The organism is Methanofollis sp. UBA420 (genome assembly GCF_002498315.1).
Classification (GTDB): domain Archaea; phylum Halobacteriota; class Methanomicrobia; order Methanomicrobiales; family Methanofollaceae; genus Methanofollis.
Genome location: NZ_DAGX01000005.1, coordinates 477111 through 500487, shown reverse-complemented (window position 1 = coordinate 500487; position 23377 = coordinate 477111). Strand labels below are relative to the sequence as shown.

At 64.3% G+C, this 23377-nt stretch carries 21 protein-coding genes; 11 read left to right on the top strand and 10 right to left on the bottom strand.

Going from position 1 to position 23377, the window contains the following annotated elements; genetic code table 11:
- Positions 1–52 precede the first annotated feature (52 nt).
- Entirely contained in the window at positions 53–1378 is a 1326-nt protein-coding gene (locus tag BP869_RS08635; protein WP_342678744.1) for a DNA cytosine methyltransferase, read from the top strand.
- 460 nt (positions 1379–1838) lie between these two features.
- Here BP869_RS08635 and BP869_RS08630 read toward each other — a convergent pair whose 3' ends face one another.
- Together BP869_RS08630 and BP869_RS08625 are read right to left on the bottom strand one after the other, a co-directional pair.
- Entirely contained in the window at positions 1839–4814 is a 2976-nt protein-coding gene (locus BP869_RS08630) for a Kelch repeat-containing protein (RefSeq protein WP_342678742.1), read from the bottom strand.
- A 206-nt stretch (positions 4815–5020) separates the two neighbouring features.
- Positions 5021–5464 carry a PPC domain-containing DNA-binding protein gene (locus BP869_RS08625; protein WP_342678740.1) on the bottom strand — a complete coding sequence of 148 codons (444 nt, stop codon included), beginning with the start codon at positions 5462–5464 and terminating at the stop codon, positions 5021–5023.
- Between the two features lie 109 nt (positions 5465–5573).
- Here BP869_RS08625 and BP869_RS08620 point away from each other — a divergent pair, with 109 nt between their 5' ends.
- From BP869_RS08620 to BP869_RS08605, 4 genes are read left to right on the top strand one after another with little or no spacing between them, the layout of a single operon-like run.
- Positions 5574–6683 (top strand): hypothetical protein, encoded by a 1110-nt coding sequence (locus BP869_RS08620; protein WP_342678738.1) that lies wholly within the window; start codon positions 5574–5576, stop codon positions 6681–6683.
- A gap of 55 nt (positions 6684–6738) precedes the next feature.
- Complete coding sequence (locus BP869_RS08615) at positions 6739–7398, top strand: phosphoribosyltransferase (protein WP_342678736.1); 660 nt, start codon at positions 6739–6741, stop codon at positions 7396–7398.
- 55 nt (positions 7399–7453) lie between these two features.
- The gene (dnaK, locus tag BP869_RS08610) at positions 7454–9274 is read left to right on the top strand and encodes a molecular chaperone DnaK (protein WP_342678734.1); all 1821 of its coding nucleotides are present in this window, start codon (positions 7454–7456) and stop codon (positions 9272–9274) included.
- Positions 9275–9318: 44 nt separating this feature from the next.
- Positions 9319–10554, top strand: a complete 1236-nt coding sequence (locus BP869_RS08605) for an MFS transporter (protein WP_342678732.1) — start codon at positions 9319–9321, stop codon at positions 10552–10554.
- 491 nt (positions 10555–11045) lie between these two features.
- On the opposite strand, the gene BP869_RS08600 is transcribed toward BP869_RS08605, so the two are convergent.
- Both BP869_RS08600 and BP869_RS08595 read right to left on the bottom strand, forming a co-directional pair.
- Entirely contained in the window at positions 11046–11324 is a 279-nt protein-coding gene (locus BP869_RS08600; RefSeq protein ID WP_067048927.1) for a peptidylprolyl isomerase, read from the bottom strand.
- Positions 11325–11422: 98 nt separating this feature from the next.
- The gene (locus BP869_RS08595; RefSeq protein WP_342678729.1) at positions 11423–11878 is read right to left on the bottom strand and encodes a response regulator; all 456 of its coding nucleotides are present in this window, start codon (positions 11876–11878) and stop codon (positions 11423–11425) included.
- 205 nt (positions 11879–12083) lie between these two features.
- Here BP869_RS08595 and BP869_RS08590 point away from each other — a divergent pair, with 205 nt between their 5' ends.
- A complete protein-coding gene (locus BP869_RS08590; protein WP_342678727.1) occupies positions 12084–12701 on the top strand; it encodes a protease inhibitor I42 family protein in 618 nt (205 codons plus the stop codon).
- An 18-nt stretch (positions 12702–12719) separates the two neighbouring features.
- Here the strand turns inward: BP869_RS08590 and BP869_RS08585 are convergent, their stop codons facing one another.
- Together BP869_RS08585 and BP869_RS08580 are read right to left on the bottom strand one after the other, a co-directional pair.
- Entirely contained in the window at positions 12720–13481 is a 762-nt protein-coding gene (locus BP869_RS08585; protein WP_342678725.1) for a hypothetical protein, read from the bottom strand.
- A gap of 1 nt (position 13482) precedes the next feature.
- The gene (locus tag BP869_RS08580; protein ID WP_342678723.1) at positions 13483–13644 is read right to left on the bottom strand and encodes a rubredoxin; all 162 of its coding nucleotides are present in this window, start codon (positions 13642–13644) and stop codon (positions 13483–13485) included.
- 120 nt (positions 13645–13764) lie between these two features.
- Here BP869_RS08580 and BP869_RS08575 point away from each other — a divergent pair, with 120 nt between their 5' ends.
- The 4 genes from BP869_RS08575 (at position 13765) to BP869_RS08560 (ending at position 19522) form a co-directional block, all read left to right on the top strand.
- Entirely contained in the window at positions 13765–14880 is a 1116-nt protein-coding gene (locus BP869_RS08575; RefSeq protein WP_342678721.1) for a TIGR04084 family radical SAM/SPASM domain-containing protein, read from the top strand.
- Between the two features lie 38 nt (positions 14881–14918).
- Entirely contained in the window at positions 14919–16187 is a 1269-nt protein-coding gene (locus BP869_RS08570) for a DNA methyltransferase (RefSeq protein ID WP_342678719.1), read from the top strand.
- A gap of 20 nt (positions 16188–16207) precedes the next feature.
- Positions 16208–18016, top strand: coding sequence for a beta-propeller domain-containing protein (locus BP869_RS08565; RefSeq protein ID WP_342678717.1), 1809 nt, complete (start codon positions 16208–16210; stop codon positions 18014–18016).
- Between the two features lie 75 nt (positions 18017–18091).
- Positions 18092–19522 (top strand): ATP-binding protein, encoded by a 1431-nt coding sequence (locus BP869_RS08560; RefSeq protein WP_342678715.1) that lies wholly within the window; start codon positions 18092–18094, stop codon positions 19520–19522.
- Between the two features lie 3 nt (positions 19523–19525).
- Here the strand turns inward: BP869_RS08560 and BP869_RS08555 are convergent, their stop codons facing one another.
- From BP869_RS08555 to BP869_RS08540, 4 genes are read right to left on the bottom strand one after another with little or no spacing between them, the layout of a single operon-like run.
- Positions 19526–19882 (bottom strand): STAS domain-containing protein, encoded by a 357-nt coding sequence (locus tag BP869_RS08555; protein ID WP_342678713.1) that lies wholly within the window; start codon positions 19880–19882, stop codon positions 19526–19528.
- A gap of 40 nt (positions 19883–19922) precedes the next feature.
- Positions 19923–20756, bottom strand: a complete 834-nt coding sequence (locus tag BP869_RS08550; protein ID WP_342678711.1) for an ABC transporter permease — start codon at positions 20754–20756, stop codon at positions 19923–19925.
- A 2-nt stretch (positions 20757–20758) separates the two neighbouring features.
- Positions 20759–21700, bottom strand: coding sequence for an ATP-binding cassette domain-containing protein (locus BP869_RS08545; protein WP_342678709.1), 942 nt, complete (start codon positions 21698–21700; stop codon positions 20759–20761).
- 19 nt (positions 21701–21719) lie between these two features.
- Positions 21720–22532 carry a Clp1/GlmU family protein gene (locus BP869_RS08540; protein WP_342678707.1) on the bottom strand — a complete coding sequence of 271 codons (813 nt, stop codon included), beginning with the start codon at positions 22530–22532 and terminating at the stop codon, positions 21720–21722.
- Between the two features lie 68 nt (positions 22533–22600).
- On the opposite strand from BP869_RS08540, the gene BP869_RS08535 reads away from it, so the two are divergent.
- Positions 22601–23023, top strand: a complete 423-nt coding sequence (locus BP869_RS08535; protein ID WP_342678705.1) for a CBS domain-containing protein — start codon at positions 22601–22603, stop codon at positions 23021–23023.
- Positions 23024–23377 lie beyond the last annotated feature (354 nt).

Genomic DNA, 23377 nt, shown 5'->3' with positions numbered 1-23377 from the left:
TAAACACTGAATAAAATGATTATTGAATAGTTTTTACCGTATTGGTGACAGAATGCTCGGTCAAACCCCCCCTACTTCCAAGCCTTCACAGACTAAGTTCAAAGTAATATCATTATTTTCTGGAGCAATGGGCCTTGACCTCGGCCTCCAGTGCACAGGCCAATTTGAAATAATCGCTTGCGTAGAAAAAGAGAAAGTCTTTTGTGATACAATACGTCTGAACCAAAAAAAAGGTCTTTTGTCAAAGGATCTGAAAATATTTGAGGAAGATATTTGCAATATTACTCCAAAGGAGGTATTAGACTCTGTTGGTCTCCGATCTGGAGAAGTGGATCTAATCGCTGGAGGGCCACCGTGTCAGCCATTTAGCACGGCCGGTAGGAGAGGAACTTTCCAAGATCCTCGTGGCACACTGCTATGGCAATATTTACGTTTCATCAAGGACATTCAACCTCGGTTTTTCCTTATAGAAAATGTAAGGGGACTGATGTCTGCTGCTCTGAGGCATAGACCCATTGCAGAAAGGCCTGAACTCGGTGGGGCACCCCTTGAAGATGATGAAAAGCCAGGATCTTTTGTCCACCGTTTTGCCAAGGATCTAAAAAAAATTAATGGCAGTTCGTATCGTCTTGACTGCTTTGGGGTAAATGCTGTCAATTATGGGGCTCCTCAGATCCGCGAGAGAGTCCTCTTCATTGGGAATAGATATCATGCCCAAGTTAACTTCCCAGAACCCACCCATGGTTCTCCTCAGGCAAACGATGGTCAGAGAAAAACTCTCAACTCAGAGGTTCAAGATCTTAAACCTTGGAAGACCCTCAGAGATGCAATAGGGGATCTAAAGGAAGAAGATCCAGTTATATCAGATTTCAGCCCTAGAAAAAAATATTATCTCAACAAAGTACCTGAGGGCTCAAACTGGCGGAGTCTCACTGTTGAAGAACAGAAAGAGTCCATGGGGAGAGCATGGTATGCGACAGGTGGCAGGTCGGGATGGTGGAGGAGGTTAAGTTACGACCTTCCTTGTCCGACACTGATGACGCTGCCAACTCATGCTTCCACGTCTCTTTGCCATCCTCAAGAAGTCCGTGCACTAACGCTCCGAGAATATGCTAGGATTCAAGAGTTTCCTGATGAATGGGAATTTGTTGGGGCTACGGCCCAACAATATGCTCAAGTCGGAAATGCAGTTCCCGTCCGCCTTGGTAAGGTCGCAGGCGAAGTAATAATCTCATGCTTAGAAGAACTTGAAACGAGGAATTGGGAACCCTATCCTAATCCCGGCGAAAACATCAAAATAAAATATATTCAATCTCACGTTAGAACCCGCCAGTGGTATAAAAATGGAAAAACGATTGTATTTGATGATATAGATTAAAAATTCCTCAAATCTAATCAAATAGAAAATAAACGCGATAATCCTATTTTTTGATCCCTTGACATTTTCCTTGGTGAAAGGGGTTGCATCCCCACCGAGTGAGGTCCGCACCTCCACTGGCATCTGCTGGTGCCCCTTGAAGATCAAAAATATTCTCCAGATTGTTTTCTTTCACACTTCCCTTGGGTGGGTGAGTAGAGGCCGGTTCGTGGTCACAATGATCCTGGCGCCCTTGCCTCTCGTGTCACCAGAATCCTGCGTCTTCCACAACTATGCAAGCCCGAAAGCGACGTTCCCGATCCCTTTAAACCTGCTAGTACTCCTGTATATTTGCCGCAGCATTCTAGAAGGCGAAGGCCATCCTCCTCTCCGTCGAGGAGATCAGGGCCTTCGTGCGGTCGGTCGAGGAGAAGGAGAAGGAATGAAGACCTGCATGTGACGGTGCGGGAAAAAAAGGGAATCAGTCATACTCCCGGAAGAGCGCCGGGTTCTGCCTGTGGATCCACCAGCGCCTGATGAGGACGCCGCCGCCGATCAGCACCAGGACGGCCCCGGCGCCGATCGCGATCGCCGCGAGCGGGAGTCCGGGCGAGGCCTGCTGCGTCGCCGGCACGGCCGTCGTCTCCTCCGCCGTCGGCGCCGGCGTTGCGGGCGAGGTCGTCTCCGCCGGTGTCGGGGTCACGACCGTCTTTTCTATCCCGGCGACCGCGTAGAGGGAGAAGCCCGGACTCGTCGCCGTGAAAGTGACCTGCCCGTCCGCGGTCGCCCTGGCCGTCGTCGGCAGGGCGGTCCAGGTGGCGTTGGCATAGTGGTAGAGCACGACGTCGGCCGGGGAGAGGCGGTGCTCCTCCAGCCACGCCAGCGGCACGGAGAAGGTGACCGTCGCCCCGGTGATGTTCGTGTACCGCCGCGGCACGAGGTCGACGTACTCGAGTACGCTGCCCGGCACCGGCGGGACACCGGCGGGCGGTGCGGAGAGGACGGTGGCCGTAATGATGATCCCGGAGGTCCCGGTGCCGGTGACGGCGATCCGGGTCACGGCCGATCTCCCGCTCACGGTGACGTCGCGTGTGGACGGGGTCTGCGCCGCCGGTGCCGTCCACGAGTCCCCGCCGCTGTCGCCGCCCGACGACGGCGCCCTGACCGTGACGGTCTTCTGCTCACGATCGTACCCGCCGGCATTGAACGCCTGGAACGTGACCGTATAGGTGCCCGGCGTCGTGTACGTGTGCGACGGGTTCTGGTCGGTCGAGCCTGCGGGCCGGAACTGCCAGACGTCGTGCACGAGTCCGGTGTCGTCGGAACCGCCCATGAGGACGACGCTCCCGTCGGGCATTGCGACGCCTGCATGACCGATCCTTTCCGTCCACCCGGCATCGGGCAGGTGCGTCCAGGCTGTGCCGCCGTCGGTGGACCGCCAGACATCGTTTTTATCGGTGCCGTCGTTGCCGCCCATCAGGAGGACGCTGCCGTCTGGCATCGCGAGCGTCGTATGGCCGCTCCTGGCCGTCCACAGGGGACCACGTGCCATGACCTGCGTCCAGGTTCTGCCGTTGTCGTCCGACCGCCATACATCGTTCTTGTTCCCGTCCACTGTTATGCCGCCGGTGAGGAGGATGCTGCCGTCTGGCATCACGACGCTGCTGTGGTCGAACCGTCCCGACCACCCCGAACTCGCGTTCACCAGCGTCCATGTCCTGCCGTTGTCGTCTGACTGCCAGGTATCGTTTCTATAGGTGTCATCCCAGCCGCCCATGAGGAGGATGCTGCCGCCGGGCAGGGTGACAACCGCATGACCATTGCGCTTTGTCCATCCCGAACTTGCGTTCATCTCCGTCCATGTCCTGCCTTTGTCGCCCGACCGCCAGGTGTCGTTCAGGCGGGAACCGTCCCACCCGCCCATGAGGACGACGCTGCCGTCAGGCATGGCGACGCTGCCGGGATAGAGTCGGCCCGTCCACCCCGAACGTGCGTTCTGGAGCGTCCACCTCATGCCACCGTCTGTCGAGACCAGGGTGTCGTTCTTCCAGGCGGTGCCGTCGTATCCGCCCATGAGGATGATGGTGCCGTCGGGCAGTGCTACCGCCGTATGGGCGTACCGCGCCGTCCACCCTGCGTTGGGCAGAGATGTCCAGTCCTCCGTGTAGTCCTCGTCGCCGAAGAACCAGGCCCGCCCGGTCGGGTCGCCGGCCGACGTGTCGGTGAAGCGGACGGTGAGGGGCGCGGTGCCCGCGGTCGGGGAGGCGGAGAACGCCGCCGTCGGCGCGACCGGTGCCCTGACCGTGATCTCGCGGGTCGCCCGCGTCGACCCGCCGGCATTGAACGCCTGGAGGGTGACGGTGTAGGTGCCCGCGGCCTCGTAGGTGTGCGTGGGGTCCTGGTCGGTCGAGCCTGCTGGCCGGAACTGCCAGACGTCGTTTTTATCGGTGCCGTCGGAACCACCCATGACGACGACGCTCCCGTCGGGCAGGGCGACGGAGGTGTGGCCGCCCCGTCCCATCCACCCGGCATCGGGCACCTGTGTCCAGGTGGCGCCGTCATCGGTCGACCGCCAGACATCGTTCGCATACCCGCCGTCGTACCCTCCCATCAGGAGGACGCTGCCGTCGGCAAGCGCGACGCTCTCGGGGTACATCCGTCCCGTCCACCCGGCGCGGGGCACCTCCGTCCATGTCCTGCCGCCGTCCTCCGAGCGCCAGGTGTCGTTGCGTAATCCGCCGGTGGGACCGCCGCAGGAACCGCCCAGGAGGAGGATGCTCCCGTCAGACATTGCGACGCTCTCCGGGTACATCCTTTTCGACCACCCTGCGTCAGGCAGCTTCGTCCACGTAAAGCCGCCGTCCTCCGACCGCCAGACGTCGTTCACGAAGCCGGTGCCGTCAAAACCGCCCATGAGGACGACGCTCCCGTCGGGGAGGGCGACCGCCGTATGGGCCTGCCGCGCCGTCCACCCTGAACTCGCGTTCACCTGCTCCCAGGTGACGCCCCTATCGGTCGAGATCCAGGTGTCGTTCTGTTCGGCGGTGCCGTCGTATCCGCCCATGAGGACGATAGTGCCGTCGGGGAGGGCGACCGTCGTATGGCCGCCCCGTGCCGTCCACCCCGAACTTGCGTTCACCTCCGTCCACGTCCTGCCGCCGTCTGTCGACTGCCAGGTGTCGTTTGTGTAGGCGGACAATTCACGGCCGCCCATGAGGACGATGGTGCCGTCGGGCAGGGCGACCGTCGCAGGGAAACTCCGCGCCGACCACGCGGCGTCGGGCAGAGGTGTCCAGTCCTCCGTGTAGTCCTCGTCGCCGAAGAACCAGATCAGCCCGGTCGGGTCGCCGGTGGAGGTATTGGTGAAGTGCACGGCCAGGGGTGCGACGCCCTCCGTCGGGTCGGCGGTGAATGATGCCGCCGGGACGGCAGCGCTCGCCGTGCCGACAAAAAGCAAAAATGCCCCAATAAATGTGCAAAATATCCGTACTGGGTTGTTCCTGGGGTAATTATTCATCGATATTTGAAAAATTCAAATCCATATACACATTCCGCTTTTTTCCCGGTTTGTATGTATGGGAACAGAGGAAAATTCCCTGTCTCCCACGGCTGCCCCTCCCTTCGCCCCCCAGAAAGTCGGAGAGTACAGGGGCACCCCCCTCCTCACCCTCCCCCGAAGACCGGGAGGTGCACGCCCGTCCGGTCGTCGAGCGCCCTCTCTGCCGCCATCCCGACGAACTCGACGACCACCGCCTCCACGACGAGGTAGACGGCCGCACGCTCCCGGAGACACCCCGCCCGCGTCGCCTCCCCCCTCCCGGCGGCGACATGGAGGTGGAGGGCCGGACCCTCCCCGCCGGGGTAGATCGTGCCGGTGCCGACGATCTCCCAGCCGCCGGCGACCGTCTCCAGGTGGGGGACGGGCGGGAAGACCGGCCTCTCCGGCCCGGTGACGATCCTCCCCTCCCTCAGCGCCCCGAGCACCTGCACCATGCCGCAGGCGATCCCTTTCTCCCCGACAAAGCGGGTGAGTTCCGCGAGGACGTCCTCGCCGTCGTCGATCCGCAGGGAGAAGACCCGGCCCACCCTGCCTTCGGTGTACTGCATGGCAGGGCATCGGCCGGAGGAGGGATGAAGGTGTCCCCCGGCGGCGAAAGAAAAATAGGTTGGAATATATATATCGCCATTATATCATGAATCCGTGAGGTGATCGCTCATGCTCTATTATGCGCAGGGGAATGCGATTGTAACCAGGGACGAACTCTACGAAAAAGTGGATTCCGGGGAGCTGACGGAATTTTACCGTGACCTGTCGTTGAAAAAAAGCACGCGGTCCATCCGCTTCTCTACCGGGGACCTCACGCCGGAAAATGCGGTTGCGCCCGACATTGTTCCGTTTCAGCCGATCGGGATGGGAAAACCTCTCACCATCATGATCCGGGAGGTCTATACCGGCCGGTACCCACAAAAACTCCTGGGGGATCGGTCGGACATGCTCGTGACCTCGGCCGTCAGGAGTTCCTTCACCTACGACGCCAGACCCCGTGCGATACATTATCTGGCGAAAGGTGTCTCCCGGAAAAAGCGCCTTTCCCGGCCTTCGGCCTCCGACGAAGGCACCCCGGTCGTTTTTTATTCGCCAGCCCTCATCGAGCGGTCCCTGACCCTCGATCTGACCATGGTCTTTGACGACTTCCCGAAAGCGGTCTTCGAAAAGTTCGGGGGTTTGATGAGCACGGCAGCGGCGATCCCGGTATTTCTGCCGTACTCCGCCTATCTGTTTTCAGCCGGCGTGGTCACGAACCTGATCGGATCTGTGGGAGAGATGGCATTCGACCGCAGCCCCGAATTTTCCGCATCCGAACCCCTCGATATCTGGCTGCCCGGAAGTGTCCCGGTCCCTTCGGGCTTCGCCCTGATCTCGGATGAAAACGTCGACCGCTACGACGAGACCTTTTTGACGGAGTATCATGTCGACGGAAGGGGCCGGGTCGTCGATATGGCGGGCAAACCCTATGCCGGCGACGTCCCCTATATCGTCGTCAGCCTCGACGGTACGCCCCACGACGAACTCTCCGCCTTTGCACCGACCGCGGCGAGTGCGGCGGTTCTCTCCAGGTTTTTCGGCGTCGCCGACAAACAGACAGAATCGTTCGAACTCCTGGCCGAGGGGATCAAACTCTACAACGACTACACCTGCCGCAAACAGGTGGACGAACTCGACGCGACGATCGCCTCTCTCCCCGCGGGCGAAGAGAAAGAGGCTCTTGTGAAAAAAAGGGAGGCGCTGGCGAAAAACATCCTCACCGATCTGCTCAAGAAATAGGTCTCGCCGCCGACACCCCCCACCTTTTATATCCCCCCACCCCCTCAGGGGAGCGATGATCCCCGACTCCTTCCGCTGCGAGATGGTCGGATGGGAGAGGGCCGCCCGCCTCTCCCGTCTCCTCGCCGAAAAGATCAAAGCCTCAGGTTACCGCCCCGACGTGGTGGTCGCCATCGGCCGGGGCGGGTACGTCCCGGCCCGCATCGTCTGCGACTCCCTCCTCATCGGCGCCATGACAGGCATCAAGATCGAGCACTGGGGCCTCGGCGCCGAAAAAAAGGAGGAGGCGACGATCCGCTACCCCCTCGCCGCCGACGTCGCGGGCCTCGCCGTCCTGATCGTCGACGACGTCACCGACACCGGGGAGACCCTCGGCCTCGCGACCGGATACGTGGAAGGATTTTCGCCCCGCGAGGTCAGGACCGCCGTCCTCCACCACAAGGGCACCTCAGCCGTCCTGCCCGACTTTTATGCCGGCTACGTCGGCGACTGGCGGTGGGTGACCTACCCGTGGGCGGCCCACGAGGACCTGGTCGGCTTCGCCGGAAAAGTCCTGCTCGATCGCCCTGCATCGACCGCGGAGGTCGCCGCCGCCCTGGAGGAGCGCTACGATATCCGGGCCGGGGCGGAGGAACTCCTCGCCGCCCTCGCCGACCTGGTCGCCCTCGGCGAGGCCGTGCAGGAGGGCCCCCTGTATCGGCGGGCGTCTCCCTGATCAGCAACCCTTATCTGCCGCGGGCGCACCTGCCCATCATCATCGGGGGAGACAGATGACGAAGGAGAAGATCATCGGCATAGATCTCGGGACATCGAACAGCCAGGCGGCGGTGATGGTCGGCGGAAAACCGACGATCATCCCGTCCGCGGAGGGGGCGACCTATGGGGGCAAGATGTTCCCGTCGTACGTCGCCTTCACGAAGGAAGGGCAGATGCTCGTCGGCGAACCGGCGCGGCGGCAGGTCGTCACCAACACGGAGGGGACGGTGATGGCGGCGAAGAGGAAGATGGGGACAGACCATGTCTACCGCATCCGCGGGAAGGAGTACACGCCCCAGCAGGTCTCCGCCTTCCTCCTCCAGAAGATCAAAAGGGACGCCGAGGCATATCTTGGCGAGAAGGTCGCGAAGGCGGTGATCACCGTTCCCGCCTACTTCAACGACAACCAGAGGACGGCGACGAAGGACGCGGGCACCATCGCGGGCCTCGACGTGGTGCGGCTCATCAACGAACCCACCGCCGCCGCCATGGCCTATGGTCTCGACCGCGGGGGCGAGCAGAAGATCCTGGTCTTCGACTTCGGCGGCGGCACCCTGGACGTCACGGTGATGGAGTTCGGCGAGGGGACGTTCCGGGTGCTTGCCACCGCGGGCGACACGGCGCTCGGCGGCACGGACATGGACGCCGCCGTCGTCGACTGGATCGCGGAGGAGTTCAGGAAGCAGGAGGGCATCGACCTCAGGAAGGACCCGACAGCGCTCCAGCGCCTGCGGGAGGCGGCCGAGAAGGCGAAGATCGAACTCTCGAACGTGCAGGAGGCCGAGATCAACCTCCCGTTCATCTCCGGCGGCCCCGACGGGCCGAAACACCTGGTGATGAAGATCGGCCGGGCGACACTCGAACACCTGGTCTCGCCGATCATCGAGAGGTGCACCGCCCCCTTCGAGCAGGCGCTCAGCGATGCGAAAGTCTCGAAGGAGGAGATCGGGAAGGTGATCCTGGTCGGCGGGCCGACCCGGATGCCGGCCGTCCAGCGCTTCGTCGAGGAGCACACGGGCAGGAAACCCGAGAGGGGCGTCGACCCGATGGAGTGCGTCGCCATCGGTGCGGCGATCCAGGGGGCGATCCTGGGCGGCGAGATCACCGACATGGTCCTCCTGGACGTCACGCCCCTCACTCTCGGCATCGAGACTCTCGGCCGGGTCAGGACCGCCCTGATCCCGCGGAACACCACCATCCCGACGCGGGCGAAGCAGGTCTTCACGACCGCCGCCGACCTCCAGACCTCGGTGACGATCAACGTCCTCCAGGGGGAGAGGCCGATGGCGCCTGACAACACGAGTCTCGGCCAGTTCAACCTGGTCGGCATCGTGCCGGCGCCGCGGGGTGTCCCGCAGGTCGAGGTCAGTTTCGACATCGACGCCTCGGGGATCCTGAATGTCTCGGCGAAGGACCTCGGCACCGGAAGAGAGCAGAAGATGACGGTCACCGCCCCGACGAAACTCTCCGGGTCCGAGGTGGACAGGATGGTGAAGGAGGCGGAGACGTTCGAGGACGAGGACAGGAGGAGGGTCGAGGAGGCGCAGACGCGGAACGAGGCCGACTCCCTCGTCTATGCCGCGGAGAAGACCCTCGCCGATCTCGGCGAGAAGATGGGGGCCGACCAGAAGGAGAGGGTGGCGGCGGCGGTCGCCGACCTGAAGGGCGCCCTTGCCGGGAAGGAGATGGACGCCGTGAAGTCCGCGACCGAGAGGCTCAGGTCCGTCCTGCAGGAGGCCGGGACGACGATCTACCAGGCCGCGGCGCCGTCGGGCGGCGGCGAGCAGGTCTATGACGCGGAGTACAGGGTGAAGGACGAGAAGAAGGAGGGATAGGTTGTTAGGCCGCCGGGGTACACTTTCCTGTATCCTGGTGACACATGGTGGTGCAGCAGACTGTACAGGGCCGGAGATGGCCCTCCCTCATCACGTACCTCTCGGTCGTCGGGTTCTTCGCGATCTTCTCCACGACCATCTCGAAGAATCCGGTGCTCCCCCTCTTCTCCAGCGCCCTCGGCGCGGACGAGGCGATGATCGGCCTCATCGCCGCCGTCTCCCCGGCGGCGGGCATCCTCTTCTCCTTCCCTGTCGGGGTGATGGCAGACCGCATCGGGCCGAAGCGCCTCCTCACTGCGTCGGCCCTCGTCTTCCTCTCCGCCCCCCTGCTGTACCTCCTGGTCGCCGACCCTCTCTGGCTCATCCCTGTCAGGTTCTTCCACGGCCTTGCGACTGCCATCCTGGGTCCGGTCGCCGCGATGATCATCTTCTCCCGGTACCCCGATAGGAAGGGGGAGATGAGCGGCCTCTACTCCTCGGCCACCCTCGCCGGGAGGACGGCCGCCCCTCTCGTCGGCGGGATCGTCCTCTCGGCCTTCGCGGCGTCGACCGGTCTCTTCCCCTACCGGCTCGTCTATATCGCCGCCTTCCTCGCCGCGGTCCCCGTCCTCCTCCTCGTACTCCGCATCGAGGACGGCCCGGACGCACGGCCTGCCGCGGGCGGGGCCGTCTCCCTCCGCAGTTTCGGCGAGAGCCTCGCCTCCTTCGGGAAGAACCGTCTCCTCCTCTCGACGGCCCTCGTCGAGATGGCGACCTACTTCGCCTTCGGCATCTTCGAGACCTGGCTCCCCCTGTACCTCGTCGCGGCCGGGACGCCGGAGTACCTTATTGGTCTCCTCTTCGCCCTCCAGGTGCTCGCGATCGCTCTCTCCAAACCTTTCTTCGGGGCGGTCTCCGACAGGACAGGGCGGCGGACGCAGATCGTGCTCGGCCTCCTCGCCGTCGCCGCCTGTATCGCCGCCGTCCCCCTCTCCGCCGCCGCGCCGGTCGTGACCGCGGTCGCCGTCGGTTTCGGCCTTGCCGTCTCTCTCGTCACCGTCTCGACAGGGGCGTACGTCGCCGACATCGCGACGCGGCAGGAACTCGGCGCCTCTGTCGGCGCCCTCAGTTCGATCATGGACATCGGCCACGCCTCAGGCCCTCTCGTGGCGGGCATCGTCATCGGGAGCGCCGGCTATGCTGTGGGATTCCTCGCCCCCGCCCTCCTCGCCTCTGCCGTCGCCGTTCTCTTCGTCGTGGCCGGGCGGCGGGAGAGGGACGGGGCGGTCGAGGGGCGGTGACCTCTCTCGACGGTCGCGTTGATGAGACGATTCTCATTCTGTTCTGAGATGTCTCCCTCCTGATCGCAGGGAGGGAGCGCCGATCCACTGCCTTCCCCCCGGCGTTTGCCGGGGGACTGCTCGAAGGTCTTCGACCCGCTGCACATCGAAGATGTGCGTGAACAGGAAAATCTTCGATTTTCCGTGAATCTTGATTTTCGGCGTCAGTCCCCCGGCAGGCAGTATGGGGAAGGCTGTGGACCCACGCTCTCCTCCGGGGGGTTTCACCCCCCGGTCCCCCCATGTCAGGATAGGGGTGGGATGGTAACTTCCCTCTTCACGATCTCCTCTTGCCCTTCCCTGTTCCTATCCTGATCTGGGATCTGGGGACAACGAGCAATAGTGCGAGATAACTGGAGGCTTTCGAGGAGCCCCCGGTGGGTTATCTGTGGGGATGGCGGCGGACCCTCGCTTCCGCTCACGGGATCAGAAAGTATTCAGAAAAAAAGGGATTATTTCCTGCCGTTGAGGCGGATGACATGCCAGCCGAACTGGGTCTTCACCGGGCCGACGACCTCTCCTTCCTTCGCGGCGAAACAGGCCTTCTCGAAGGGCGGGACCATCTGCCCCTTCCCGAACCAGCCGAGTTTTCCGCCTTCTTTCCCTGACGGGCAGGACGAATGCTTCCGTGCCAGGGCCTCGAAGTCCTCGCCGGACCGGATCCGCTCGATCAGTTCCTGTGCCTCTGCCATGCTCCCGACAAGAATGTGGGACGCGTTGCACTGTACCATACAAAAAAGATGTGACGTCTGTCTATATCAAGGGGGGTAAAGGTCCGTAATCTCTGGTGCTCGAAAGCCTCCCGGAAGGACCCCGAGATGCCGGGGCCTTATGCGTGGACGCCCGGAGGGTACTCCCTGCGGCCTCCGGAGAGGGGATATTCATTCTCTTTTTCTTCTGTCGCCGTCCTGACCGCCTCGATCAGTTTCTGGAAGAAACTGTCTCCCTCTCCGATCTTCCGGATGATCCAGCCCGCTCCCGCCGTCCGGGCACGGGCGGCCACGTCTCCGTGCCTCCCGCCGGTGATCAGGATGTAGGGCAGGTTCATTCCACGGTACCGAAACTCTTCGAGGAGACGGATCCCATCCATCCCCGGCATCTCGAAATCAGAAATACATACATCGAAATGCTCGCTCTCCATCTTTTCCAGGGCCTCGCCTCCTCTGTGGGCGAGTGTGGTGCTGATCTCACCGGTACTTTCCAGGAAAAGTCCGATCACGTTCAGGAGAGCGGGATCGTCGTCCACGATGAGGACGCGGATCTGCTCGTCTGTGTGGGGGGGCATTAGGTGGTAATTATTGTGTCGGGTATATATTAGTTTCTATAATTCTGAGATCCTATATGAGAAAATGCCGCCCGTATCCTTTTCTCCCATCGATATGGGTGCTCCCTGTTTCGGGGAATGTCGATGACCCCGGTTTCCGGCAGATGGTGACGAAAATCGTCGTAGTTTTCGTATGATTTATCTCTCCTGACGTCCTGTCTCCTGTATGGTACGAAACGTTATTCTGGGCGCCCTCGCCCTTCTCTGCTGCGCCTGCCTCCTTGGTGCGGGCTGCACCACGACCGGGCCGGCACAGACGAACACGACCACCCCGGTACCGGTGAACACCACCGCCCCTGTCACGCCGACGGAGACGGTCATCGGCATGCCCAACCCCGCCGCGGCATGGTGCCAGGAGCAGGGCTACGGCTATGAGACCAGGAAGGACGCGGCCGGCAACGAGTACGGCGTCTGCATCTTCGGCAACGGCACCGAGGCCGACGAATGGGCGGTCTACCGTGCGGCAACCGGCGCCTTCAACGAGACGGCGAACGGGACCGCGGTCAACGCCACGGTGGGCGACATCGTCGGGATCAGCCTGAGAGAGAACCCGACGACCGGATACCTCTGGAACGCGACCCTCTCCTCGGGCCTGACCCTCCTGAACGACACCTACACCGTCGACCCCCACTCCGAGGGCATGGTCGGCGTGGGCGGCACCCACCTCTGGCTTGTGCGTGCCGACGCCGCAGGGAACCAGACCTTCTCCGCCGTCTACAAGCGCCCCTGGGAGAACACGACCGGGACCGAGGACACCTTCTCGCTGACGCTGAAGGTCGCCTGATCCCCTCTCCCCTTTTTTTCACTGACCCTGAGGGTTTTTCGCCGCCACCGCGGCGCACTCGGAGAAATATTCCCCGGCCGCCGTGAGAAAACCGTCCTTCTCGGCATAAAACTCCCGTGCAAGCAGGAAGATCCGGGAAGCGTCCCCGACCGCCGTGTGCGGACTGATCCTGCCGTCATAGACCTCGGGCACCGGGTACCGGTAGTGGCGGGAGAGGATCTCCCCCTGTGTGTGGGCGAAATCGATGATACAGGAGGCGCGGTCGAGGGAGAGGACGTCTCTCATGCCGAGGGCCGCCCTGACCTCGTGCTGGAGATCGGTGCAGCGGTATCCTGAAAGGTCGAAACCCGCCCGTGCAAGAGCCTTCGTCTCCATGCCCCGTGCAAAGAACGCAAACCGCGAGATATCCTCCTCGTCGCAGAGATCTCTCATAAAATCTCCCAGGTCGGTGAAAGACGCGGCCGCCACCTCTCGCGCCCTCCGCCATCCCCTGCCGCCGAGGCGGTGGGAGGGGTCGTACGGCCGACCTTCCAGCCCTTTCCCCGGATTTGCGACGCTCGTCTCGACGCCTGTCCGCACCCCCAGGGGGCCGATCCTGTTCTGCCAGACCTCGACCTCGATGTCGTATGCAAAAGTCCTGCCGGCAAACACGGGCATCTCGTCGTCCCGGCCGTAGACCACCGCGCCGACTTCGATGGGCATGACGACGTTGCGGTGCGTCCCGTAGACGTGCCCGAACTCCATGTCGATGCAGGCGATGCGCCCTTCTTCGCGGTCCATTCTACTCGACGGGGACGAAGAATGTCTTGTCCACCCCGCATCTCGGGCAGACCCAGTCTCCGGGAAGCTTTTCAAAAGGTGTTTTCGGCGGGATTTTCTGGGTGTGGTCCCCGCTTGCAGGGTTATAGATGTACCCGCATTTGGTGCACCTGTACATGTCCATGGTTTCTCAGGTGCATGTCACGTATATAATGTTTTGGGATCGCTCGCTCCTCAGTCCTATCCCTTTTTCGCGGAATACCGGGAGGTTTATCGCCCTCCCACCCCAAAATGTAAGAGAGCGATGTACTACCACCTCATTCTTACCGACGCCTGCAACCTCTGCTGTTCGTACTGCCGTGCCAGGGACTTCGAGGAGATGGACCCCTGCGGGCGCGAGGTGGCGATCGACGAGGACGTGCCCCCCGACCTCTCCCTCGACCTTTCCGATCTCTACCGCTTCCTCTCCGAGGACCGGGCGCCTGTCCTCACCTTCTACGGCGGCGAACCGCTGTTGCGCCCCGACCTGATCGAGAAGGTCATGGACAGCGCCCCTCCCGCCTGCCGGTTCATGGTCCAGACCAACGGCCTCCTCCTCGACCGTCTCGGCCCCGAGGTCGTCAATCGCTTTTCGACGATACTGGCCTCCGTCGACGGCCCCGAGGCCCTCACCGACGCCCACCGCGGCGCCGGGGTCTATGCGCGGGTGATGAAGAATGTGCGGGCGATCCGCGCCGGCGGGTATACGGGCGAACTCATCGCCCGGATGACCGTCGCCGAGGACACCGATATCGAGGAGGCGGTCCTCTACCTTGCCGGCCTCCCCGACTTTACCTCCATCCACTGGCAGATCGACGCCAACTTCTGGGGCGACTACTCCCGGCGCGACTTTGCCGCCTGGGCGAAGGAGTCGTACAACCCCGGCATCCACCGCCTTGTCGGGAGGTGGGTGGCGACGATGCGCGAGGAGGGGCGGGTGCCCCGCTGGTACCCCTTCCTGGGGTGCATGGAAGACCTCATCCTCGGGCAGGGAAGCCGCCTCCGCTGCGGCTGCGGCTACGCGAACTACACGATCATGACAGACGGGACTGTCATCCCCTGCCCCTGCATGGTCGGGATGAAGGACTGGTACCTCGGGCACATCTCCTCCACCGTACCCCACGACCTCCCTGTCGTCCATGTCGGCGCCCCCTGCACGTCCTGCAGCCTCAGGAGTTTCTGCGGAGGGCGGTGCCTGTACTCGAACATCCTCCTCCCCTGGCCCGAGGGAGGGCGGCGGCTTGTCTGCAGGACGGTGCAGAACCTCCACGACGCCCTGACGTCGGCGCTTCCCGCGGTGCGGGGGCTCATCGCGGAGGGGAAGGTCGGCATCTCCGACTTCTCCTACGAGCGCTTCAACGGCTGTGAGATCATTCCCTGATGCAAAGATTAAGACTGTTCAGGAGTGATATCACTCTGATGTCCCCCTCCCTCGACGACTCTATCGGGAACTTTGTCGCCGCCGACGGGAGTCCGACCTGCCGGGAGACTGTGTGCTGCGGCGGGATCGAGGTGCCGCGCTATCACAACGAGTTCTGGACGGCGCGGCAGCGCCAGGCCTCCTCGATCCACGAGGTCTCGTATCGAGCGTGTTTCAAGCCCCAGCTCCCGCGTTTCTTTATCGACCTCTTTACACGGGCCGGGGATGTCGTCTACGACCCCTTCAGCGGCCGGGGCACGACCGCAATCGAGGCGGCCCTCATGGGGCGGCGGGTGATCGCAAACGACATCAACCCCCTGAGTGCGGTCCTCGCACGGCCGCGCCTCTCCCCGCCGTCGCTCGACGCGGTCGCCGAAAGGCTCGACGAAATCCCGCGGAGTCGGGGCGGGCGGGCCGGCACCGACCTATCGATGTTCTATCACCCGAAGACCCGGGCCGAGATCGTCGCCCTCAGGCGGTACCTCCTCGGCCGGAAGGAGGACGAGGACGGGGTCGACAGATGGATCAGGATGGTGGCGACGAACCGCCTCACCGGCCACTCGAAGGGGTTCTTCTCGGTCTACACCCTCCCGCCGAACCAGGCGGTCTCGCCGGAGAGCCAGCGGCGGATCAATGAGAAGAGGCGCCAGAAACCGGAGTACCGCGACACCCATGCCCTTGTCCTGAAAAAGTCTCAGCAACTCCTGAAGCGGGTCTCTCCGGAGGAGGCGGCGGCCCTCAGGTGCGCGGGGACCGACGCCCTCTTCCTCACGGGCCGGGCCGACGAGACGCCCGCGATCCCGGACGCCTCCGTCGCGCTCACCGTCACCTCGCCGCCCTTCCTGGACATCGTGCAGTATGCGAAGGACAACTGGCTGCGGTGCTGGTTCAACGGCCTGGACGCGGAGGAGGTCGGGGCCGGGATCACGACGGCGCGGACCGTGGAGGAGTGGCAGGCGGTGATGGGCCGGGTCTTTGCCGAACTCTTCAGGGTGACGCGGCCGGGCGGCCGGGTCGCCTTCGAGGTCGGCGAGGTGCGGCACGGCCGCGTCGCCCTCGACGAGCATGTCGTCCCCCTCGGCGCCGGGGCCGGTTTTCTCCCCGAGGGGATCATGGTGAACAGCCAGGCCTTCACCAAGACCTCGAATATCTGGGGGATCGCGAACAATGCCGGCGGGACGAACACGAACCGCATCGTCCTCTTCAGAAAGCCCGAACGGGGCAGGAAGAGTGCGAAAAAATCCGCAGTTATCGATCCCGATATATAATGCCGTGTCCATGATCCTCCATGGACCGGTGGATACTCCTGCCCCTTGCCGGGGCCCTGCTGATCGTGTGTGTCTGGGGCCTCGCCCTCATCCTCCCCGACGCGGGGGGAGGGGTGGACGAGAGCGGCCTGCGCACCTTTTCTTCCGATGCCGAGGTGATCGATTTCCTGAAAGAGCATGCGGCAACGTACCCGCCGGGCGGGTACGTGGACGGCGTCGTCCCTGATACGGCGCCGGCAGAGGCACCCCGGACCCTCACCCCCACGATGGCCCCGACGGCCGGCGGTGCGGCCGACTATTCCTCGACGAACGTGCAGGTCGCCGGCGTGGACGAGGCCGACGTCGTCAAGAACGACGGGGAGTACCTCTACATTCTCAGGGAAGGGGAGTTCGTCGTCGTCCGCGCTGTCCCGCCCGGCGAGGCGGAGGTCGTCGGCCGTGCGGCGGTGGACGGGTGGCCGCGGGCGCTCTTCCTCGCGGGCGACCGTCTCGTTGTCTTCACCGTGAAGACGGAGGACGACCTTGTCACCCCCGAGGGGAGCGCGGCGCCGGTGCCGGTGCACAGGGAGGTGACCGCCGCAGAGATCTGGTCGGTGGAAGACCGGGCGAACCCCCGTCTCCTCGACACCGTCACCGTCACCGGGGCCTACGAGGGTGCGCGGCTCATCGACGGCGAGGTCTGGCTCATGACCGCGGAGCGCCCCTCCTCGCCTGTCTATCCTCTGCCCGAGGCCGGGGGCGTCCGTCCCTCGATCTACACTCCGCCGATCCCCCAGCGGTACTACACCTTCCACACCCTCGCCTCCTTCCCGGTGGCGGGCGGCCGCGAAGCGTCGGCGGTCTCCTTCCTCCTTGGCGACGGGGGGACGATGTACGTCTCGGCGAAGAACCTGTACCTCGCCTACTATGACGCCCCCGGCGGGAAGTCGGTCGTCCACCGCTTCGCCCTTGCGCCCGGCGGCGCCGCCTATGCGGCGACAGGCATGATCAACGGCACGGTGAAGAACCAGTTCTCGATGGACGAGGCGGGCGACACCCTCAGGGTGGCGACGACCTCCTTCCAGAACAACAGCACGAGCGGGGTCTACCTCCTCGACAGGGATCTGGAGGTGCTGGGCGCCCTCGAAGGGATCGCGCCGGGCGAGCGGATCTACGCGGCCCGCTTCATCGGCGACCGCCTCTACCTGGTCACCTTCAGGCAGATCGACCCCCTCTTCGTCATCGACCTCTCCGGGACGAAGCCCGCCGTCCTCGGCGCCCTGAAGATACCAGGCTACTCCGAGTACCTCCACCCCTGCGGCGACCACTGCCTCATCGGCGTCGGCAGGGAGACGGCGGTGAATGAGTGGGGCGGCACCGTCAACGGCGGCCTGAAGGTCGCCCTCTTCGACGTCGCCGATGTCTCGGCCCCGACGGTCGTCGACACCGCTGTCATCGGCGGCCAGATGACCGGGTCGCCGGCCCTCGAGGACCATAAGGCCTTCTTCTTCGACGAGAGGCGCGGCGTCCTGGTCCTCCCGGTCTTCGACCATAGAGAGAATTATCCCGTCTCTTCCTCTCCCTGGAACGGGGCGTACGTCTTTACCGTCTCCGAAGGGGAGGGCATCGACCATATCGGGACCATCGCCCACGAATCGTCATGGGACGGGCGGGTGGAGAGGACGGTGCGCTTCGACGAGACCCTGGCCACGATCTCCGAACTCTCCATCGTCCTGACCGACCTCCCGGACTGCACCCGCGCCGGGTCGGTCGTCCTGGGGGATTCGAGCGTGCTCCCGCCGCCGGTGGTGACCACCCCGCGGCCCCTGCCGCCGGAGATGGGGGAGTGACGGCCCTGTCGTCTTCCCCGCGTCGCATTCAATCCCATATTTTTATTGTCCCTGCCGGAGAGGTCTTCTGACGTTATGGTTATCGAGTATCCCGAACCCGCAGCCATATTGCAGGCCCTCCCCCTGCCTGTCGGCGTGATCGACCGGGACGGCCGCGTCATCCGGGCGAACCCCCTCTTTTCGTCGGTGCCGGACGACCTCCTCTCTTCGCCGGACTTCGCCGCGTTCCTCGCGCATGTGCGGGAGGAGGGTGCCGCGTCTGCAACCCTCTGCACCGGTCCGGACTGTTTCGAGGCGAAGGGGCGGGTGGTGCCGGGGCCGGGCGGCCATGTCGTCGTCGCCCTCGTCCCCGACAGGGATGGAGGGCAGGGCGGGTGCCGTCTTGCCGTCCTCGTCGGCATCATCAGGGCCGCCACCGCACCGACCTCCCTCCAGGAGACTCTGGCGGCGGTGGTGGAGAAGACCGTCGCCCTCCTCGACTTCGATGCCGGGGCTATCTACTTTGTCGAGAAAGGCGGAGCCTCGGCCGCGCGGCGCGCCGACGCCGGACTGTACCGTCTCTACTTCCCCGACGCCATCGCCGTCGGCGGCGACGGGGACGACTGGTCCAGCATCTTCTCCGACGGCAGGGCCCGGTATGGCGAGGCCTACCTCGGCGTCGCCCATGCCGAGGGGGAACTCGGCGTCTATTCCCACGCGGTCGTCCCGGTCTCCCTCCCCTCAGGGACGGTGATCGGCGCCCTCGCCATCGCAAACAGCAGTTTCCACTCCTTCTCCCCGCTGGAGAAGGAGACCCTGGAGGCGATCGGCAGGGAGGTCGGCGGCATCATCCACAAGGCCGCCCTTGCCGACGACCTTGCGGCCGCCAGGACCGAGGCCGACCTCTACCTCGACGTGCTGACGCACGACATCAACAACGCGAACAGTGTGGCGATGGGCTACCTGGAGATGCTCAGGGAGGAGGTCGCCGGCGAACAGTCCGTCTTTGCCGGGAAGTGCCTCTCCGGGATCAGGCAGAGCTGCGGGATCATCGACCGGGTCCAGGTCCTGCGGGCCTGCCAGCAGGAGCCGACCCTCCGTGCGGTGCCCCTCGACCCGGTGATCCGGTCGGTTATCGACGGTTTCCCCGGTGCATCGGTCACGTACGCGGGGACCGGAGCGGTCGTCCGCGCCGACGACCTCCTCCCCCGCATCTTCGAGAACCTCATCGGCAACAGCCTGAAGCACGGGGGCGCGGCCGTCGGGATCGCGATCGACGTCGCCGCGGAGAACGGCGGGGTCGATGTCAGGGTCAGCGACACCGGGCCCGGCATCCCGCCCGGCGCCAGAAAAAAAGTCTTCGAGCGTTTCTTCAGGTACACCCGCTCCCGGCCGGGGCAGGGCCTCGGCCTCTATATCGTGGGGACGCTGGTGCACCGGTACGGCGGCGAGATCAGGGTGGAGGACAGGGTGGAGGGGAGGCCCGAAGAGGGCGCCGCCTTCTGCTTCACTCTCAGGTCTGGCTGATATCTACCTTTTTTCCGCCGCCTGCACGGCCTCGCCGACGTCGGGGTGGATGGGGATGATCCGGTCGAACCCGGCGGTGACGAGCACGTCCCGCACCCGCGGCTGCGGCCCGGCGATGGAGAGGTCGCCCCCGCCCTTCCGCATCTCCTTGAGTGCCGTCAGCATCACCCGCAGACCCGAGGAACTCGTGTAGGTGAGGCCGCCGAGGTCGAGCACCACGGCGGGGGGGCGGCGCCCGGTCACCGCCGCGAGCGCCTCCGCTGCGGCCGACGAGGAGACGGCGTCGAGCCTCCCCTGCAGGGAGACGACGACCGCCTGCCCTTCCGACCGCTCGGAGACCGCTATCTCCTCTGTGTTCATGGAGGAGAGGGTCGCCTTCGCCCCTCAAATATCTTCGTCCTCAGGTCACCGTGACCTGCCGGAAGCGCCAGCGTGCGAGGAGATAGGTGAGGGCGGCGAAGACGAGGAGGACGCAGAAGGAGAAGGCGACGTCCGCGGCCGTCGTCACGTAGCGGACGCCGAGGGCGGTGAAGTCCGGGCCGATGGCGAAGTACCTGAGGCCGGTGATGAGGTGGGTGAGGGGGTTTACCGCGGCGAGGGCCCTGAGGGCGTCGGGCAGGGTGGCCGTCGGGTACAGGGCGTTCGAGGCGAAGAAGATCGGGAGGGTGAGGAGGGTGATCACGGCCTGCAACCCTTCGGGTGTCTCCATCGTGACGGCGATCGCCGAGGAGAGGAAGAGGAAACCGAGGGCGAAGACGCCGACGAAGGCGAGCATGCCCGCGACGGCGACGACCGTCTCCATCGCGCCGAAACCCGCGAAGAACTCGACGCCGAGAATGAGGCCGAAACCCGTGATGACGATCGCCTGAAGGTACGACTTGGTCACGCCCGAGAGGGCGATGCCGACGATGATGCTGCCGCGGGGGAGAGGGCTTGCGACGATCTCCCGGAGGAGGCCCCAGTTCTTGTCGAAGAGGAAGATGATCCCGCCGTACAGGCTCGTGAAGAGCGTGGTCAGGGCGATCACCCCGGCGCACATGAAGGTGAGATAGCCGATCGTCGTCGTGCCCGGTGCGGCGGCGGCCGGGGCGAACCTGTCGAAGGAACTCGCCATCCCGATCCCGAAGAAGGCGAGCCAGAGGGCGGGCTGTACGAGGGAGGCGACCAGGACCGACTTGAAGCGGACGAAGCGGAGGAGGTCGCGCCAGGTGATGGTGAGAAAGCGGAGGTCCATCTTTACGTCTCCCCCGCCAATGCCCGCCCGGTGAAGTGGACGAAGACGTCGTCCATCGAGGGCTTTTTCATGTTCACCGCCGTCACCCTGATCCCCTCCTCCGCCATCGCCGCCATGACGCCGGGGAGGAGGCGGGTGCCGTCCGCGGCCGTCAGGAGGAGGACGCCTTTCGCCTTCTCCCGCACCTCCTTCACGGCGGGCATCGCCGAGAGCACCGCTGCCGCCCGCTCCTTCTCCGCGGTCTCCAGGTAGATGAGGTCCTGGCCGAGGGCGTTTTTCAGGTCGATGGGCCGGCCCTGGAGGACGATCTGCCCGCCGTCGACGAGGCTGATCCTATCGGAGAGGTGGTCGGCCTCGTCCATGTAGTGGGTGGTCAGGAAGATCGTCGTCCCGGCCTGGTTCACCTCCCGTATCGCGTCCCAGATCCGCCGGCGCGTCTGCGGGTCGAGGCCGATCGTCGGTTCGTCCAGGAAGAGAACTTTCGGGCGGGTCATGAGGCCGCGGGCGATCTCAAGCCGCCTCTTCATGCCGCCGGAGAGGTGGCGGGTGAGGACGTCCCTCTTATCCGTCAGGTCGACGAGGACGAGGAGGTCGTCGATGCTCCTCCTCCTTTCCTCCGTCTCCATGCCGTACAGGCGGCCGTGGAACTCCAGGGTCTCGCCGACTGTCATGTCGCGGTCCAGGGTGACCTCCTGGAAGACGATCCCGATCGCCTCCCGCACGCGATCGGGCTCGGCCGCCACGTCGAACCCGGCCACCACGGCCCGCCCTCTCTGGAGGGGGAGGAGGGTGGTGAGCACGTTGATCACCGTGCTCTTTCCGGCGCCGTTCGGCCCGAGGAAGGAGAAGATCTCCCCTTCTTCGACGGTGAAGCTGATCCCCTGCACCGCCTTCACCGTCCCGAAGGAGTGTTCGAGCCCTTCCACTTCGATGACCGCTGCCATCGCTCCTTCTTTCCCTGCCTCATTCCTCTTGAAGGTAGCGGGGCGGGAGGTCGGGCCTGAAGTCCGCGACCTCAAGATAGGCCGGGGTGTCGGGTGCGGGCGGCGCCGCCGTGAGGGTGACGCCCTCCGGCCCCGCGGCGGCGACTGTTCCCGCGGTGAGGACCCAGCCGTCGGCGTCGAGGAGGGCGGCGAAGTGGCCGGGGGTCGGGGCGTGGCCGATGCGGTGCACGCCCGGGCCGACGACGATCTTCTCGGCCCCCTCCATGTGGCGGGCGAACCGTTCGGCACGGTACCGCCGCCTCTCCCCCTGCGACCGCCGCCGCGCCGCGGGCGCCGGGGGGAGGCGGTGGACCTGTATGGCCGGGAAGGGTGCGAGGATGCGGCCGATCTCGGCCTGCCTGCCGATGGCGACGATGGCGTCAGGTTTGAGGATCTCGATTGACCGCCTCTGGAACTCCACGCCTCCGTCGCCCCAGATGTACCCGCAGGAATCGACGAGGACGACCTCCGGCCCTTCGGCGACGGCGGCGTCGAGGAGACGCCGCAGGCTGACGAGGGTCGCAAGGAGCGCGTGCGAGGGGGAGAACGCCCCGGTGAACCGCAGGCGGACCCTCCCGTCGGGAAGTTCGAGGCCGAGGGTGCCGGGCGGGCCGAGGACAGACTGCCCCGGATCGCCGTCGATGTAGGCGACGTCCCTCATCTGTGTGGAAATCCAGCGGGCAAGGGTCGTCTTGCCGCAATCGCTTGCACCGAGGAGGAAGACGGTGCCTGGTCGGTCGGTCCCCTCCAGGTCGTGCACAAGACCTTCCCATTCCGGTGTCGGGACAATCATCTGATCGCCATCGGATGGCTATCTTAAAATATACCTCTATCCTCTGGAGGAGAAACAGGGGAGGAGACATGACATTGATGGAGTGTTGCCAGGTGCCGGTCGTGAGCGTCCCGCCGGAGACGCCGGTCTTCGACGTCGCCGCGATCATGGCCGAGCAGAATGTGGGGAGCGTCGTCGTCGTGGAGAACAAGAAGCCCGTCGGCATCGTCACCGACCGGGACATCACGGTGAGGGTCACGGCGCACGGTCTGGACCCGAAAAAAATTCCGGCACGGACGGTGATGACCGCCGACCTTCTGGTGCTGGCCGGGACGACCGGCCTGTACGAGGCGCTCGAAGCGATCCGGAAGAAAGGGGTGAGGCGAGTCCCTGTCGTGGACGAGCACGGCGCCCTCACCGGCATCATCACGGTCGACGACATCATCCGCCTCCTTGCGGCCGAGATGGAGGGCATCGCCGCCGTCATCCGTGCGGGGACGCCGGTGATCTGACGATCGATCTTTTTTTTGGTGGGGGTATCTGCACGATCTTGTGAAGGGGAGCGCGGAGCCACCGCCTTCCCCACACTCTGGACTGGGGGACTGATGCCCCCAGACCCCCGATCTAAGATAGGGCCAGGGAAGACAGAGCAGAGATCCGAGACGGAGATTGCCATCCCCTGCCTATCCTAATGGCGGGGGACGGGGGGGCGGCAGCCCCCCGGCTCAAGCACGTCGATCCACTGCCTCCTGCACATTGCTCAAAGGGGATTCCAGTGAAAATCAAGGATTTTCTTGAACGTGCTATCGTTCGTCCCTCTCATGCGATTGGTCCGGGGATGACAGAGCAGAGATCCCGAGGAAGAG